The organism is Telluria sp. ZB4P34 (genome assembly GCF_059686055.1).
Genome location: NZ_JCASIF010000008.1, coordinates 172,683 through 187,067, shown reverse-complemented (window position 1 = coordinate 187,067; position 14,385 = coordinate 172,683). Strand labels below are relative to the sequence as shown.

Here is a 14,385-nt window from a genome sequence, read left to right as displayed (position 1 = left end):
GCCCTTGGATCAACTTTGCTAGTATTTGGCATCGAGTGTTGCTCAACAGGGAAGGAAACCGACATGGGGACCCTATCTTGGCATGACCGGGCGTCGAAGCTCGCCATCGACGGCCGCGCCTTCATCGACGGATGTCGCGTCGACGCCCGCACCAGGGCGCGTTTCGATTGTTTTTCTCCCATCGACGGCCGCCAGCTGGCCGAGGTGGCGCGCTGCGACGCGGCGGACGCCGATGCCGCCGTGGCAAGCGCGCGCAGGGCCTTCGAGGACGGCCGCTGGGCCGGCATGGCGCCCGCTGACCGCAAGCGCGTGCTGATCCGCTTCGCCGACCTGATGCTGGCGCACCGCGACGAGCTGGCGCTGCTGGAAACCCTCGACATGGGCAAGCCGATCCGCTACAGCCTGAGCGTGGACGTGCAGCTGGCCCAGAACTGCATCCGCTGGTACGGCGAGGCGATCGACAAGATCTACGACCAGGTGGCGCCCACCGGCACCGACAGCCTGGCCCTGGTCACCCGCGAACCGGTCGGCGTGGTGGCGGCGGTCATCCCCTGGAACTACCCGATGCTGATGGCGGCCTGGAAGATCGGCCCGGCGCTGGCCGCCGGCAACAGCCTGGTGCTGAAGCCGTCCGAGAAGGCGCCCCTGAGCTCCCTGCGCCTGGCCGAGCTGGCGCTGGAGGCGGGCGTGCCGCCCGGCGTGTTCAATGTCCTGCCCGGCTACGGCAACGAGGCCGGCAGCGCGCTCGGCCTGCACATGGATGTCGACTGCATCGCCTTCACCGGCTCGACCCGCACCGGCAGGCAGATCGTGCAAATGGCCGGGCAGTCGAACCTCAAGCGCGCCTGGACCGAACTGGGTGGCAAATCCGCCAACATCGTGTGCGCGGATTGCCCTGACCTCGATGCCGCGGTGGAAAGCGCGATCGGCTCGATCTACTTCAACCAGGGCGAGAGCTGCAACGCGCCGTCGCGCCTGTTCGTCGAAGCGTCGATCAAGGATGCTTTCCTGGAGAAGGCCCTGGCATTGCTGCCGCGCTACGCGCCAGGCGACCCGCTCATTGAGGACACGGTGATGGGCGCGATCGTCGACCCGGTCCAGATGAAGACGGTGCTCGGCTATATCGAGGACGGCCAGCGGGAAGGCGCGCGCCTTCTCGCTGGCGGCGGCCCGGCGCGCCAGGACAGCGGCGGCCTGTACATCGCGCCGACGCTGTTCGACGGCGTCGACTCCGGCATGCGCATCGCGCGCGAAGAGATCTTCGGGCCGGTGCTGTCGGTGCTGTCCTTTACCGACCTCATCGATGCGGTGCGCCAGGCCAACGCCACGCCCTACGGCCTGGCCGCCGCCGTGTGGACTTCGGACATGAGCAAGGCGATCCGCACCGCGCGCGCCCTGCGGGCCGGCACCGTGCACGTCAACCAGTACGACAACGACGACATCACGGTGCCCTTCGGCGGCTACAAGCAGTCGGGCAACGGGCGCGACAAGTCGCTGCACGCCTTCGACAAATATACGGAACTGAAGACGACCTGGATCCAGATCGGTCAGGCATAAACGCTGCCTGGCCCCGCCATTTCCAGCGCCAACTGCCGCCGTGACATGCGCGCGGCGTCCTGGTCCGCTCGTGTATCCTAGGCCGCATCACGATCCCCGGACTGCCGTTTCTGCGGGGGGGCGGCAAAAGGTTTCTCATGAATAAATTCAAGCTGCGCGCGCCCGTCACCATCGCCACCATCCTGAGCCTGCTGTTGCTGAGCATTGCCCTGAGCGTGCTGGCCCGCGGCATCCGCAAGCAGGCCGATGCCTGGCAATGGGTCGTGCATACCCGCGAGGTGCTCGAGCACGTGCAGGCCGCCATGACGCTGACGAGCGAAGCGGAGGCCGCCCAGCGCGGCTACCTGATCACCGGGAACGACCGCTTCCTGGCCGGCTACCGCCAGGCCCGCGACACCGTACTGCCCGAGGTGGCGCAGTTGCGCGCCCTGATCCGCGACAATCCGCGCCAGCTGGCGGCCCTGCGCGTCCTCGAGGATGCGCTGCGGACGCGCCTCGACCTGCTCGAGCGCGTCATGCGGGAAAAGCGCGCCGGACGCGCGCCCGACATCGCCATGCTCGAATCCGGACAGGCCTTCAAGGAGCGCATCCTGGCGCAGGCAAGCCTGATCCGCTCCGAGGAAGAACGCCTGCTGCACGAGCGCCAGGACCGCGTCGAGGCCGGGCGCCGCGAGCTGATCATCGCGTTCGCGACCACGGCCGGCGTCGCGGTATTCCTGGTGGTGCTGTTATGGGTGATCTCCTCGCGCGACGCGGCGCGCCTGCTGGCCGAGCGCGCGCGGCTCGACGCGACCTTGCGCAGCATCGGCGACGGCGTGATCGCCACTGACCCGCAAGGCAATGTGAGCCTGATGAACCGGGTGGCCGAGGAACTCACGGGCACGCCCGAGGCCCGCGGCGCCGGCATGCGGCTCGAACAGCTGCTGCGCTTCCGCGAGCGCGGCAGCGGCAAGCCGGTCGCGCTGGACGAGGCCATCGGCGACGGCGGCGAGCACGCCGTGCTGGCGGCGGGCGACGGACGCGAATACGCCATCGAACTGAGCGCCGCGCCGATCCAGCCGCAGGGCAGCGCGGCAACGGGCACGGTACTGGTCGTACGCGACGTCACCGAACGCAATGCGCGGGCGCGCGCGCTTGCCGAGTCGGAAGCCAATTACCGCTATACGATCGAACTCAACCCGCAGATACCGTGGCGGGCCACGCCCGACGGCGCCATCGAGCGTTTCTCGGAGCGCTGGCTGTCGCTGACCGGGCAGGCGCGCGATGCCGTCCTCGGGGCCGGCTGGGCGGATGCCGTGTTCGCCGAGGACCGCCCCGCGATGATGCGGGCATGGGCGCATGCCATTGCCTCCGGCGACCCCTTCGACTTCGAATTCCGCGTCCGGGCCGCAGATGGACAGGGGCGCTGGTTGCGCTCGCGCGCCAATCCGCGCCGCGACGACACGGGCGCCATCGTGGCATGGTACGGCATTGTCGAGGATATCCATGCACGCAAGGAGTCCGAGCTGGCCCTGAGCAGCCGGCTGGCGCAGATCGAGACCATCTACCTTGCCGTCCCCGTCGGACTCGGCCTGGTCGACGCCAACCTGCGCCTGGCCGAGCTCAACGATGCGCTGGCGGAAGTGAGCGCCATGCCCAAGCCTGCCGTCGTCGGCAAGGCGCCGGCGGAGGTCTTGCCGGCGCCCCTGGGAGAACGGGTCAGCCGGGCGCTGGAGCAGGTCGTGCGCGAGCGCCGCCAGGTCGCCGGCGTCGAGTTCAGCATGCCGGCGACGGCGTCGACGCCGCAGCGCGACTGGCTGGCCAGCTATTATCCGGTGCTCGACGGCAGCGCACTGCAGGGCATCGTCGTCGCGCTGCTGGAAGTCACCCAGATCAAGGCCGTCCAGCGCGAGCTGATCGAGGCCAACCAGCTGCTCGAGCAGCGTGTCGAGGAACGCACCGCCCGGATCGCCGAAGCCAATGCCGAGCTGCGCGCCTTTGCCCACACCGTCGCGCACGACCTGCGCGCGCCGCTGCGCAACGTCGAGGGCTTCGCCACCGCCCTGCTGGAGGACGATGGCGAGCGCATGTCCGAAGACGGCAGGATGTTCGCCGGGCGCATCGTGGCCGCGGTGGTGCGCATGGACCAGCTCATCACCGACCTGCTGGCCTACAGCCGCCTGTCGCGCGCCGAACTGTACTTCGAACGGGTCGACCTCGGCACGGTGGTCAAGACGGTGCTGCGCGACCTGGAAGCCCAGGCCGACGAAAGCGGCGCCCGGATCGACGTCGACTACCCCCTGCCGGCCGTGTGGGCGAACGCCACCATCCTGGTCCAGGTCGTCGCCAACCTGGTGTCGAACGCGATCAAGTTCGTCGACAAAGGCGTGGCGCCGCACATCCACGTCGGTGGCGCGCGGGACGGAATGGCGGTGCGGCTGTCGATCGCCGATAATGGCATCGGTATCGCACCGCAACACCGCGAGCATGTGTTCGGGGTGTTCGAGCGCCTGCACGGCCACGAGCGCTATCCCGGCACCGGGATCGGCCTGGCGATCGTGAAGAAGGGCCTCGAGCGTATCGATGGGTCGGTACGGATCATCGCGCGTGAAGAGGGCGGCAGCATCTTCGAGCTGACCATGCCGGCGGCCGACGAACGACAAGGGGGAGTGGATGGAAAACACGTTGCATGACGACGGGGCGGGGCTGCCGGTCCTGCTGCTGGTGGAGGACAATCCCGACGACGTGCTGCTGGCGCGGCGCGCGGTCAAGAAGGCTGCCCTGCCGGCGTCGATGCAGGTCGTGGACGACGGCGACGCGGCCGTGGCCTACCTGGAAGGCAGCGGACACTTCGGCGACCGCGAACGCCACCCGCTGCCGGCGCTGGTCCTGCTCGACCTGAAGCTGCCCAAGCGTTCCGGCCTGGAAGTGCTGCGCTGGGTGCGCAGCCGGCCGGAGCTGGACACGACGCCCGTGGTGGTGCTGACCTCCTCGAGCGAGGACGAAGACATCCAGAAAGCCTATGCGCTGGGCGCCAACTCCTACCTGCAAAAGCCGGTGGCCTTCAACGGCCTGGTCCAGCTGCTCGGCGTGCTCGACCTGTACTGGTTCAGGAACAACCTGACCGTTCCGCCGGCAGTCGCCATGGCGCGGCAATGAAGGCGGGCACGGACCCACGATGACACTGACGATACTGCTGCTCGACGATAACCCGGATGACCGCGCGCTGGCGCGGCGCGAGCTGGAACGCCACCTGCCCGGCTGCGCCATCGGCGAAGTGGGCGACCGCGCCGGCTGGGAGCGCGAACTCCAGGCCGGCCTGCGCTGCGATCTCGTCATCACCGACTTCCAGATGCGCTGGATTACCGGCCTCGACATCCTCAAGCAGGTCAAGTCCTTCGACGCCCAGCTGCCGGTCATCATGTTCACTGCCACCGGCACGCAGGAAATCGCGGTCGAGGCCATGAAGCTCGGGCTCGACGACTACGTCATCAAGAGCCCGCGCCATTACGCGCGCCTGCCGGTGGCCGTGCGCACCTGCCTCGACCGCAACGAGATCCGCGCCCGCGCGATCCGCTCCGAAACCCGGCTGGCGGCCCTGCTGGAGAACATCCACCTGGGCGTGTTCCGCATGTCGCTCGATGGCAAGCTGATCGACGCCAACCGCGCCTTCTGGACCATGCTGGGCGGCGATCCCAGCGCCCCGGATTCTTTGCGCCACCCGCTGCTGGACCAGGTCAGGAACCGGCTGCCGCAATTGCAGGCGGTATCCGACAGCGCCGAACTGCAGACCGAACTCGGCGCCAGCGACGAGGCCGGACGCTTCTACGTCGTCAAGCTGGTGCGGGTGAAGGTGAACGGCCACGACGCCATCGACGGCATCGTCGAAGACGCCACCTCGCTGCGCCGGGCCGGCGCCGAGATCCACCGCCTGAACGCCGAGCTCGAGCAGCGCATCATCGAGCGTACCCGGCAACTGCAGGAAGCCAACGAGGCATTGGAGACCTTCGGGTTCTCTGTTTCGCACGACCTGCGCGAGCCGCTGCGCACCATCCAGGGCTACGCCGCCGCGCTGCGCCAGGACCTGTCGGCGCGTGACTTCAGCAACTTCGACCAGTACGTCGACCGCATCAACGCCATCGCGCGCCGCATCGACCTGATGGTGTCCGACCTGCTCGAGTTCGCACGCCTGTCGCGCGCCGAGATCAGCATCGACGTCCTGCCGCTGCGCGACGTGGTGCGCGACGCCCAGGCGGTCCTGCAGGGCGAGCCGGCCTACCAGGCGGCCGACATCCAGGTCGACGTGTCCGAGGACCTGATGGTGCGGGCGCACCGTGCGGTGCTGGTGCAGGCCCTGGGCAACCTGCTCGGCAACGCCGTCAAGTTCGTTCGGCCCGACACCCACGCGGCGGTGCAGATCGTGGCGCGCTCGCGCGGACGGGCGGTGCGCATCGAGGTGCAGGACAACGGCATCGGCATGGCCGACGAAGCCAGGGCGCGCGTGTTCAACGTGTTCGAGCGCCTGCACGGCGAAGAAGAATATCCGGGCACCGGCATCGGCCTGGCCATCGTCAAGAAAGGGGTCGAGCGCATGAACGGCAGCGTGGGTGTCGAGGCGGCGCCCGGCATCGGGTCGAACTTCTGGATCGAGCTGCCAAGTGCCTGACATCCCGGCCGCCCAAGGACCGCTGCGGGTCCTGCTCATCGACGACAATCCCGACGACCGGGCCCTGGTGGAGCGCGAGCTCAGGCTGCGCATCGAAGCGGTCGAGGTGCATCACATCAGCGACGCCGCCGCCCTCGCCGAGAGGCTGGACGCGGGCGGCTTCGACGTCGCAGTGACCGATTACCGGCTGCGCTGGACGGTCGGCACCGAAGTCCTGCGCGAGATCAAGGGGCGCTACCCCTCGGCGCCGGTGATCATGTTCACCGGCAGCGGCAACGAGGAAGTCGCCGTCGACGCCATGAAAGAGGGGCTGGACGACTACATCACCAAGACGCCCAAGCATTATCCGCGCGTGCCTTTCGCCGTGCAGGCCTGCTTCGAACGGGTGAGCAACCGCGAACGGCTGCAGGCATCGGTGGCGCGCGAGTCGCTGGCCAAGGCCCGGCTCGAGGTCGCCCTCCAGTCGGCGGGGATGGCGACCTGGCAGGTCGACCTGGCGAGCGCGCAGCTGTCCTGCTCGATCGAGGTTGGGCCGATGTTCGGCCACCCGCCGGGTTTCGTGCACGCCGGGCCCACGGAGGCGCTGGCCCAGGTCCATCCCGACGACACGGACCGGCTGCGGGCCTTGTGGGACACGGTCCTGGGTGGGGCCAGCCGCGTCGCCGCCGAGTTCCGCGTGCTGGGTGCGGACGGGCAGCTGCGCTGGATCGCCGGCAGCGCCAAGCTGCTGCAGCACGACGGCAGCCGGGCGCGCCTGGTGATCGGCACCCTGCGCGACGTCACGGCCGAGGTGATGGCGAAGGATGCGCAGCGCAAGCAGCAGGAAGAGCTGCAGACCATCCTCGACGTCCTGCCGGTCGGGATCGCCGTCAGCCACGACGCCGAAGCGCGGCAGATCTCCGTCACGCCGTATTTCTCGGAACTGCTCGGCATCGGCCACGGTGCCGGGTACAACCGGCTCGGCACGGAGGACCGTCCTTATCTCTACCTGCGTGAAGGCAAGCCGCTCGAGCCGGAAGACTGGCCGATGCGGGTGGCCGCGCGGCTCGGCCGGCCGGTGCGTGGCGAGGAGCTCGACGTCCAGTTCGACGACGGCCGTTCGCTCAGCATCCTGGTGAATGCGGCGCCGCTGTTCGATGCCTCGGGGCGGGTGCGCGGCACGGTCGCGGCCGTCATGGACGTCAGCGCCCTGAAGGATGTGCAGCGCGAACTTGAAAAGGCGAACCGGCAGAAGAGCGAGTTCCTGTCGGTGCTGGCGCACGAGCTGCGCAATCCGATGGCCGCGATCGGCTACTCGGTCGAGATGCTGCGCCATGTGGCCTCGCCCGGCACCATCGGCAAGGCGCGCGACGTGATCGCCCGCCAGACCCGCCACATGGGCCGCCTGCTCGACGACCTGCTCGACCTGAGCCGCATCACCCTCAACCGCATCGCGCTCGAGAAGCGCCCGGTCGACCTGCGGCGCACCATCGAACTGGCCTACGAGAGCACGCGCGCGCTGATCGAGTCGCTCGGCCACGACATCCGCTTCGAACTGCCGGCGCTGCCCATCATGGTCGAGGGCGACGAGGTCAGGCTGAGCCAGGTCATCAGCAACGTGCTGAACAACGCCGCCAAGTTCACGCCGGCGCACGGCGCGATCACGGTCCGTGCGGAAAGCGGCGACGGGTGGGCCGTGGTCACGGTGACCGACACCGGCGCGGGCATCGCGCCGGAACAGATCGAGTCGGTGTTCGAGATGTTCTCGCAGGGACAGTCGAAAGTCAGCGGCGGACCGGAAGGCCTGGGAATCGGGCTGGCGGTGGTGCGTAAACTCGTCGACCTGCACGGCGGCAGGGTAGAGGCCATCAGCGAAGGCCCGGGGCGCGGCGCCACGATACGCATCGAACTGCCTTGCATGGACCCCGCCACCGTGGCGGAACCGGTCGGCGCGGCTGCTACGCCCGCGGCCGGCGCCGCCGCACGGCTGCTGGTGGCCGACGACAACGTCGATGCGGCCGACCTGCTGGCCGAGGTGCTGCGGCTGGAAGGCTATCCGGTGCAGGTGGCCTATGATGGCCGTGAAGCGATGCAGATGGCGGAGCAATGGCGGCCGGATGCGCTGGTCCTCGATATCGGCATGCCGCATGCGAACGGGCTCGAGGTGGCGCGCTGGGTGCGTGCGCAGGACTGGAGCCGCGACATGGTGCTGATCGCCGTCACCGGCTGGGGCCAGCAGCAAGACCGCAGCGCCACGCTGGAAGCGGGCTTCGACGAGCACCTGGTCAAGCCGGTCAGTCCGCAGGAAATCCTCGATGCGCTCGGCCGGCACCTGGCCCGCTAGATCGCCCGCTTGGATCGCCCGCTTAGAAGGCCATATCGCGCAGGATCTTCGAGGCGTCCCGGTTCGCTCCCAGCACCGTGCCGTCGCGCATGTGGATCTGCAACTGCGACTGGTCGTCCGCCCGCATCGATTCCACGAAATCGAGGTTGACCAGTGCCGAACGGTGGATGCGCACGAAGCGCGCCGGGTCGAGCTGGGCCTCGAGTTCTGAGATGCCGATCCGCACCAGGAAGTTCTGCCCGCGCGCCACGATCACCGTGTACTTGGAATCGGCCTTCAGGTACGCGATCTCGCTTGCTGCCAGCGGGAAGATGCGGCCGCGGTCGCGCACCAGGATGCGTTCCAGCCGCGCCGGCGCCGCCTGCGCGCCCGTGGCCTGGGCCAGTGCCGCACCGAGCGCTTCGCGGCCATGGACCGGCCCCTCCAGCAGGCGCGCCACGGCGGCCGCGAAGCGCGCCTGCGTAAAGGGCTTGAGCAGGTAGTCCACGGCGTTCAGTTCGAAGGCCGTCACCGCATACTGGTCGTAGGCGGTGGTGAACACGATGCTCGGCAGGTAGTCGAGCCGGCGCAGCACTTCCAGCCCCGTCATCTCGGGCATCTGGATGTCCATGAACACCACTTCCGGCCGCAGGCGGGAGATCTGCGCCAGCGCGCTGGCGCCGTCGGCCGCTTCGCCCACCAGGCGCAGGGAGGGGTGGGCGTAGATGGCGTCGCGCAGCACGTCGCGCGCCAGCGGTTCGTCTTCCGCGAAAAAGGCGGTTTTCAGGATCGTGTTCATCTTATGCGTAGCTTTCTTCGCGCTCGGCGGGAATGGTCACGGACACACTGAAGCCGGCGCCCGGCGCACTCTGCACGCGCAGCGTGGCGCGGCTGCCGTAGTCGAGCTGCAGGCGCCGTTCGATGGTGCGCAGGCCCAGGCCGGACGAACTATTGATCAGCGCCGGGTCGGCCCCGGGGCCGGTGTCGCGTACCGTCATGGCCAGGGCGCCGGTGGAGGCGTCGCGCCGCGTGGCGATGTGCAGGATGCCCGGCCGGCTGTGCGGGTTGAAGGCGTGCTTGATGCTGTTCTCGACCAGCGGCTGCAGCGACAGGGCCGGCAGCAGGTGGTCGCCCGCGTCCTCGTCGAGGTCCCATTCGACGTGCAGGCGTTCGCCCAGGCGCAGCTGTTCCAGTTCCAGGTAGTCGCGCACGAAATCGAGTTCCGCGCTCAAGGTCACGCGGTCGCTGCCGCTGCCGCTGTGATGGCGTTCCGTGTCCAGCACGTAGCGCAGCATGTCCGAGAACTGGAACAGCGCGGTCTCGGCGGCCGCCGGGTTGCGCTGGGTGAGCGCAATGATCGAGTGCAGCGTATTGAACAGGAAATGCGGGTTGAGCTTGTTGCGCAGCGCGCTCAGTTCCGACGCAATCACCAGGTTCTGCGCGTCCTTCATGGCCAGCGCCTGCCGGTGCGCCGCCTGGTTCGCGCGGATCAGGTGGAAGATGCCGGCGCCGAGCAGGTAGGTCATCACCTGGTAGAGCAGCGGCCAGACATACCAGTTGAGCGGTTTCCCGGTGGGGAACAGGAGCCAGAACATTCCCTGCGACAGCAGTGCGAACAGGTTGGCCGCCCCGAGATGGGTAAAGATCAGCCTGGACGGACGGTAGGCTTTGCGCTCGAGGTAGCCGGTCAGCGGCCAGACCAGCGCCAGCAGGAGTGCCGAAGGAACCAGGCTGGCGAAGGTCAGCAAGGCGCGCCCGGCATCGAAGCTCCCCTGGGTGAGCTGGTCCAGCTGTTCGGCGAGCGACAGGAAGACCCCGTAGTCGAGCCAGGCGATGATGTAGACGCGCCACATCAGGCTGAGCCGGGGTTTTTTTGAAGGCGATGTATTCATGTCGCTAGTGTCGCCCCGGAGCGGGCGCAGCGGGACTGCCATGGTGCGAAATGCGGAATCCGGTATCCGGATGGCGGCTGGGCGACGCCGGCGGCGCGCAGCGCCGCCGGGCGGCCATCAAAGGCAGGGCAGGGTGATCGTCAGGCGCGTGCGGCCATGGCCCGTGTCCATGCTCACGCTGCCGCCCTGCACCTCGGCCATCAGGCGGATCGAGTAGGTGCCCAGGCCGTTACCGCCGATCTTGTCCGAAGGCGCGTACTTCTCGAAGAAGCGCTCGCGCGCCGCCTGCGGCACTTCGCCGGCATTGTCGATCGTGACGTGCAGGTTGCCGTAGCCGGGCGCGATGTTCACCAGCACGCGGCCGCCGGGCGGCGAGGCCTCGATCGCGTTCTTCAGCACGTTGTTGAACAGCGAATAGCACAGCAGCGGTTCGCCCAGGCACAGCACGTCCTGCGGTTCGTCGAAGACGACCGTCACGTCCTCGCTGTCGAAGGTGAACTGGGCCTGCTGGCAGACCCTGGCCAGCATGCCGCCCAGGTCGAACATCTGCAGCACCGGCTGGTAGGTGCCCTGCTCCATCTTGTAGACGTCGAGGGTACGGTTGATCATCTCGAGCGCGTTCTCGGCCGCGGTCTCGATCATGGACGCATGCTCGCGCTGCGTTTCCGTGAGCGAGCTGTCGAGCAGCGCCTGGCTGCCGTGCAGCGCCACCGCGATCGGGCTTTTCAGGTCGTGGCGGGTGATGCGCTCGACGTCCTCGCGCAGGCGCGCATTCTCGATCAGCAGTTCATTCTGGCGCTTGATGTCCTGCATCGCGGTGGCCAGCATCAGGTGCGCCGACAGGCGCGCCTTCAGGATGGTCGGGTCGGCCGGCTTGGACACGTAGTCCACCGCGCCCAGGCGCAGGCCGGCCACGACGTCCTCGGTGCCGTCGCGCGCGGACAGGAAGATGATCGGGATGTGCGCGGTCTTCGGGTTGCTCTTCAGCTGGCGGCAGGTCTCGAAGCCGTCCATGACCGGCATCATGATGTCGAGCAGGATCAGGTCGATGTGGAAGGCGTCCGCGATCTCGAGCGCCTTCTTGCCGCTGATCGCGACCTTGATCGCGTATTCGTCCTTCAGTACCCCGGCCAGCACTTCGATGTTGGTCGGGATGTCGTCCACGATCAGCACGGTGGATTTCCTCACCCGCTCGCCGATCGGCGCGTCCAGGCCGATGACGTTCGATTCCGGCAGCATGGCCGGCGGTGCCGGCGTGGGCCCCGGGGTGGGCACGGGGGCCGGCGCAGGCTTCGGCGCGGGCGCGGGCGGGTTCTGGCGCATGTACGGCGCCGGCGTGGTGTCGAGCTGCACGCCCAGCATGCTCATGAACTTGCAGGCGAAGCTGTGCACCGTGAACGGCTTGATCATGTAGGCGTTCACGCCGGCCTGCAAGGCCGTACGCACCGACTGCGGATTGGCTTCCGCGGTAAGCATCATGAACGGCGTGCCGGCATAGCGGTGATCGGTCCGCATCCATTTGAGCAGCTCGATACCGCTCATTACCGGCATGCCCCAGTCGCCGACCACGATGTCGATCTGCTGCTTGCGCATGAGGTCCTGCGCGGTCTTGCCGTTATCGGCCTGGAACACGTTCAGGAAGCCGAGCTCGGCCAGCACCTGGCGCACGTGGGTGCGGATCAGGAGGTAGTCGTCGACGATCAGGATGGAAGCGGACTTGTCCATAATGTTTCTCTTACTTAAGTAGATGAAGTTTAACAACTTCTAGGCAACCCGCCTACCGCTCAAATGGCGTGGTGTTGTATGCACAGCATCTCAAGGTTTGCTGCTTTATGCGTGTTGCTGCATAAACTTGCGTTATTTTGCATGTATATGTAAATTCATGCGGATTCATCAGGAGAAAGCATGCAACTTGCGGAAGAACGGCGGCAATCGATTCTCGCCATGATCGAGAGAGACGGACGGGTGCTGGCGGCCGAACTGGCCCAGCGCCTGGACACCTCCGAAGACACCATCCGGCGCGACCTGCGCGAGCTCGACGCCGCCGGGCTGTTGCGGCGGGTGCACGGAGGCGCGGTGCGGCGCACGCGCGAGGCCAGTTTCGGCGAGCGTGCCGAGGCCGACCTCGCGCGCAAGGGCGCGCTGGCGCAGGCACTGCGCGATTGCATCCGCCCCGGCGACACGGTGCTGATCGACGCCGGCTCGACCAACCTGGCGCTGGCGCGCCTGCTGGAAGACGGGCAGGCCGCCACCATCGTCACCAACAGCCCGCAACTGGCGCTGGCGCTGGGCGACTTCAGCCGCACCCGCATCGTGCTGCTGGGCGGGACCTACCGCGCCGTCAGCGGCGCGGTACTGGGCGCCTGGACCCTGGCCGAGCTGCAGCAGCTGCGCGCCGACCTGTGCATCGTCGGCATCTGCGCGCTCGACGCGAAGCGCGGACTGGCGGCATCCGACGCCGAGGAAGCCACGATCAAGGCGGCCATGGTGGCGGGCAGCACGCGCAGGGCCGCGGCCGTCCTGAACGAACGCCTGCTGGATGGCGCGCCCTTCGCCTTCGCGCCGCTGGCCGAACTCGATTACCTCGTGCTCGAGGCCGACGCACCCGACGACACCATCGCCCGCCTGCGCGACGCGCACCCGGGTCTCGAACTCCGCCTTGCCGCGAAAGCCAGGACATGACTCACATGCACACCCAAGCCGACGCCTCCCTTTCCGCAGCCCGCTGGTCGATCTCGACCGTTTTCCTGCTCAACGGCGCCGGCATCGGCCTGTGGGCCGCGCACGTGCCGGTGGTGCAGGCGCGCGCCGGCATCGATACCGCGACGCTGTCCATGGTCCTGCTCACCATCGCCGCCGGAGCGCTGCTGGCAATGCCGCTGATGGGCGGCTTCACGGCGCGCTGGGGCACGCGCCGCATGACCCTGCTGGCGGGCTTTGCCTTTGCCGCGCTGCTGGCCGTGATCATGGGCGTGAGCGACCTGCGCCTGCTGTTCCTGTCCGCGTTCGCCTTCGGCGTGTCCAACGGCGCGCTGGACGTGGCGATGAACGCCAACGCCAGCGAAGTCGAGACCGCGCGCGGCATCCCGACCATGTCGTCGTTCCACGGTTTCTTCAGCCTGGGCGGACTGGTGGGAGCGGCGCTGGGCGGCGTGATCATCAGCCAGGGCTGGGGCGACGGCCAGGGCGCCTTTGCGATGGGCGTCGTTGCCGCCATCGCACTGGCCGTGGCGGCGCCGCACGTGATGGCCTTCGCGCCGACCCACGAGGCGGGCAGCCATTTCCAGCTGCCGCGCGGCGCCGCGCTCAGCCTCGGCCTGCTGGCGCTGCTGTGCTTCGCGGTGGAGGGCGCACTGGTCGACTGGAGCGCGCTCCTGATGCAGGAACGCACCGGCTCCGGAGCGGCGCAGGCGGCGCTGGCCTATTCGGCCTTCTCGATCGCGATGGCGGCCTGCCGCTTCGCGGGCGATCGCATGATCCTGCGCTTCGGGGCGATGCGCGTGATGGTGCTGGGCGGGCTGGCGATGTTCGCTGGCCTCGCCACGGCGGTGCTCAGTACCCGGTTCCTGCTGTCGGCTGCGGGCTTCGCCCTGATCGGCATCGGCGCAGCCAATGTGGTGCCGCTGCTGTTCGGCGCGGCCTCGCGCATCCCGGGCATGAGCGCGGGCGCCGGCGTGGCGGCGGTGGCCACGCTGGGCTATGGGGGGCTGCTGCTGGCGCCCCCGGTGCTCGGTTACATCGCCTCGCACGCCAGCATCATGGCGGCGCTCGGGATGCTGTCGCTGTCGGGGCTCGTGATCGCGGCCAGCGCGGGCATCATCAAGCGCCAGGCCTAAGTACCCGCCCATAAATAAATGTGTTTTTGGCTGCCATAACCGGCGCGTTGCTGCGTTGACTCCTGCTTGCAGTGCTCGCACTGCGGCGCACTCGCCGCCTTGCCCCGCATCGGCGAGCCGCACCTCCGGTTCTGTTTGCCAAAACTCACATTT

10 protein-coding genes are annotated in these 14,385 nt (G+C 68.3%); 7 read left to right on the top strand and 3 right to left on the bottom strand.

Translation table 11 applies throughout. The annotated features are described in order from the left end of the window. The first annotated feature begins 63 nt into the window (after positions 1-63). The 5 genes from AC56KL_RS15095 to AC56KL_RS15075 all read left to right on the top strand — a co-directional run bounded on the left by AC56KL_RS15095 (position 64) and on the right by AC56KL_RS15075 (position 8,525). The gene (locus tag AC56KL_RS15095) at positions 64-1,557 is read left to right on the top strand and encodes an aldehyde dehydrogenase (RefSeq protein WP_497180974.1); all 1,494 of its coding nucleotides are present in this window, start codon (positions 64-66) and stop codon (positions 1,555-1,557) included. A 137-nt stretch (positions 1,558-1,694) separates the two neighbouring features. Then, the gene (locus AC56KL_RS15090; protein ID WP_497180973.1) at positions 1,695-4,229 is read left to right on the top strand and encodes a sensor histidine kinase; all 2,535 of its coding nucleotides are present in this window, start codon (positions 1,695-1,697) and stop codon (positions 4,227-4,229) included. Continuing rightward, positions 4,210-4,695: a response regulator gene (locus tag AC56KL_RS15085; RefSeq protein ID WP_497180972.1), complete on the top strand. Its 486-nt coding sequence runs from the start codon at positions 4,210-4,212 to the stop codon at positions 4,693-4,695. Before AC56KL_RS15090 ends, AC56KL_RS15085 begins: the two co-directional genes overlap by 20 nt. Positions 4,696-4,714: 19 nt before the next feature. Continuing rightward, positions 4,715-6,202, top strand: coding sequence for a sensor histidine kinase (locus AC56KL_RS15080; RefSeq protein WP_497180971.1), 1,488 nt, complete (start codon positions 4,715-4,717; stop codon positions 6,200-6,202). Further along, positions 6,195-8,525, top strand: coding sequence for a hybrid sensor histidine kinase/response regulator (locus tag AC56KL_RS15075; RefSeq protein WP_497180970.1), 2,331 nt, complete (start codon positions 6,195-6,197; stop codon positions 8,523-8,525). The genes AC56KL_RS15080 and AC56KL_RS15075 overlap by 8 nt, the downstream gene beginning before the upstream one ends. 22 nt (positions 8,526-8,547) lie before the next feature. Here the strand turns inward: AC56KL_RS15075 and AC56KL_RS15070 are convergent, their stop codons facing one another. The 3 genes from AC56KL_RS15070 to AC56KL_RS15060 all read right to left on the bottom strand — a co-directional run bounded on the left by AC56KL_RS15070 (position 8,548) and on the right by AC56KL_RS15060 (position 12,121). After that, the gene (locus tag AC56KL_RS15070) at positions 8,548-9,303 is read right to left on the bottom strand and encodes a LytR/AlgR family response regulator transcription factor (RefSeq protein WP_497180969.1); all 756 of its coding nucleotides are present in this window, start codon (positions 9,301-9,303) and stop codon (positions 8,548-8,550) included. Position 9,304: 1 nt separating this feature from the next. Next, positions 9,305-10,357, bottom strand: coding sequence for a sensor histidine kinase (locus tag AC56KL_RS15065; protein ID WP_497180968.1), 1,053 nt, complete (start codon positions 10,355-10,357; stop codon positions 9,305-9,307). Between the two features lie 156 nt (positions 10,358-10,513). Beyond that, positions 10,514-12,121, bottom strand: coding sequence for a response regulator (locus tag AC56KL_RS15060; protein ID WP_497180967.1), 1,608 nt, complete (start codon positions 12,119-12,121; stop codon positions 10,514-10,516). A 180-nt stretch (positions 12,122-12,301) separates the two neighbouring features. Here AC56KL_RS15060 and AC56KL_RS15055 point away from each other — a divergent pair, with 180 nt between their 5' ends. Together AC56KL_RS15055 and AC56KL_RS15050 are read left to right on the top strand one after the other, a co-directional pair. Further along, positions 12,302-13,078, top strand: coding sequence for a DeoR/GlpR family DNA-binding transcription regulator (locus AC56KL_RS15055; RefSeq protein WP_497180966.1), 777 nt, complete (start codon positions 12,302-12,304; stop codon positions 13,076-13,078). Positions 13,079-13,083: 5 nt separating this feature from the next. Next, positions 13,084-14,232, top strand: coding sequence for an MFS transporter (locus tag AC56KL_RS15050; protein ID WP_497180965.1), 1,149 nt, complete (start codon positions 13,084-13,086; stop codon positions 14,230-14,232). Positions 14,233-14,385: the final 153 nt, after the last annotated feature.

Bases quoted from the DNA above. Each gene is read 5' to 3' on its own strand.
- AC56KL_RS15070 (WP_497180969.1), bottom strand. From the start codon at position 9,303: ATGAACACGATCCTGAAAACCGCCTTTTTCGCGGAAGACGAACCGCTG.
- AC56KL_RS15050 (WP_497180965.1), top strand. From the start codon at position 13,084: ATGCACACCCAAGCCGACGCCTCCCTTTCCGCAGCCCGCTGGTCGATC.
- AC56KL_RS15090 (WP_497180973.1), top strand. From the start codon at position 1,695: ATGAATAAATTCAAGCTGCGCGCGCCCGTCACCATCGCCACCATCCTG.
- AC56KL_RS15085 (WP_497180972.1), top strand. From the start codon at position 4,210: ATGGAAAACACGTTGCATGACGACGGGGCGGGGCTGCCGGTCCTGCTG.
- AC56KL_RS15065 (WP_497180968.1), bottom strand. From the start codon at position 10,357: ATGTGGCGCGTCTACATCATCGCCTGGCTCGACTACGGGGTCTTCCTG.
- AC56KL_RS15095 (WP_497180974.1), top strand. From the start codon at position 64: ATGGGGACCCTATCTTGGCATGACCGGGCGTCGAAGCTCGCCATCGAC.
- AC56KL_RS15080 (WP_497180971.1), top strand. From the start codon at position 4,715: ATGACACTGACGATACTGCTGCTCGACGATAACCCGGATGACCGCGCG.
- AC56KL_RS15060 (WP_497180967.1), bottom strand. From the start codon at position 12,121: ATGGACAAGTCCGCTTCCATCCTGATCGTCGACGACTACCTCCTGATC.
- AC56KL_RS15055 (WP_497180966.1), top strand. From the start codon at position 12,302: ATGCAACTTGCGGAAGAACGGCGGCAATCGATTCTCGCCATGATCGAG.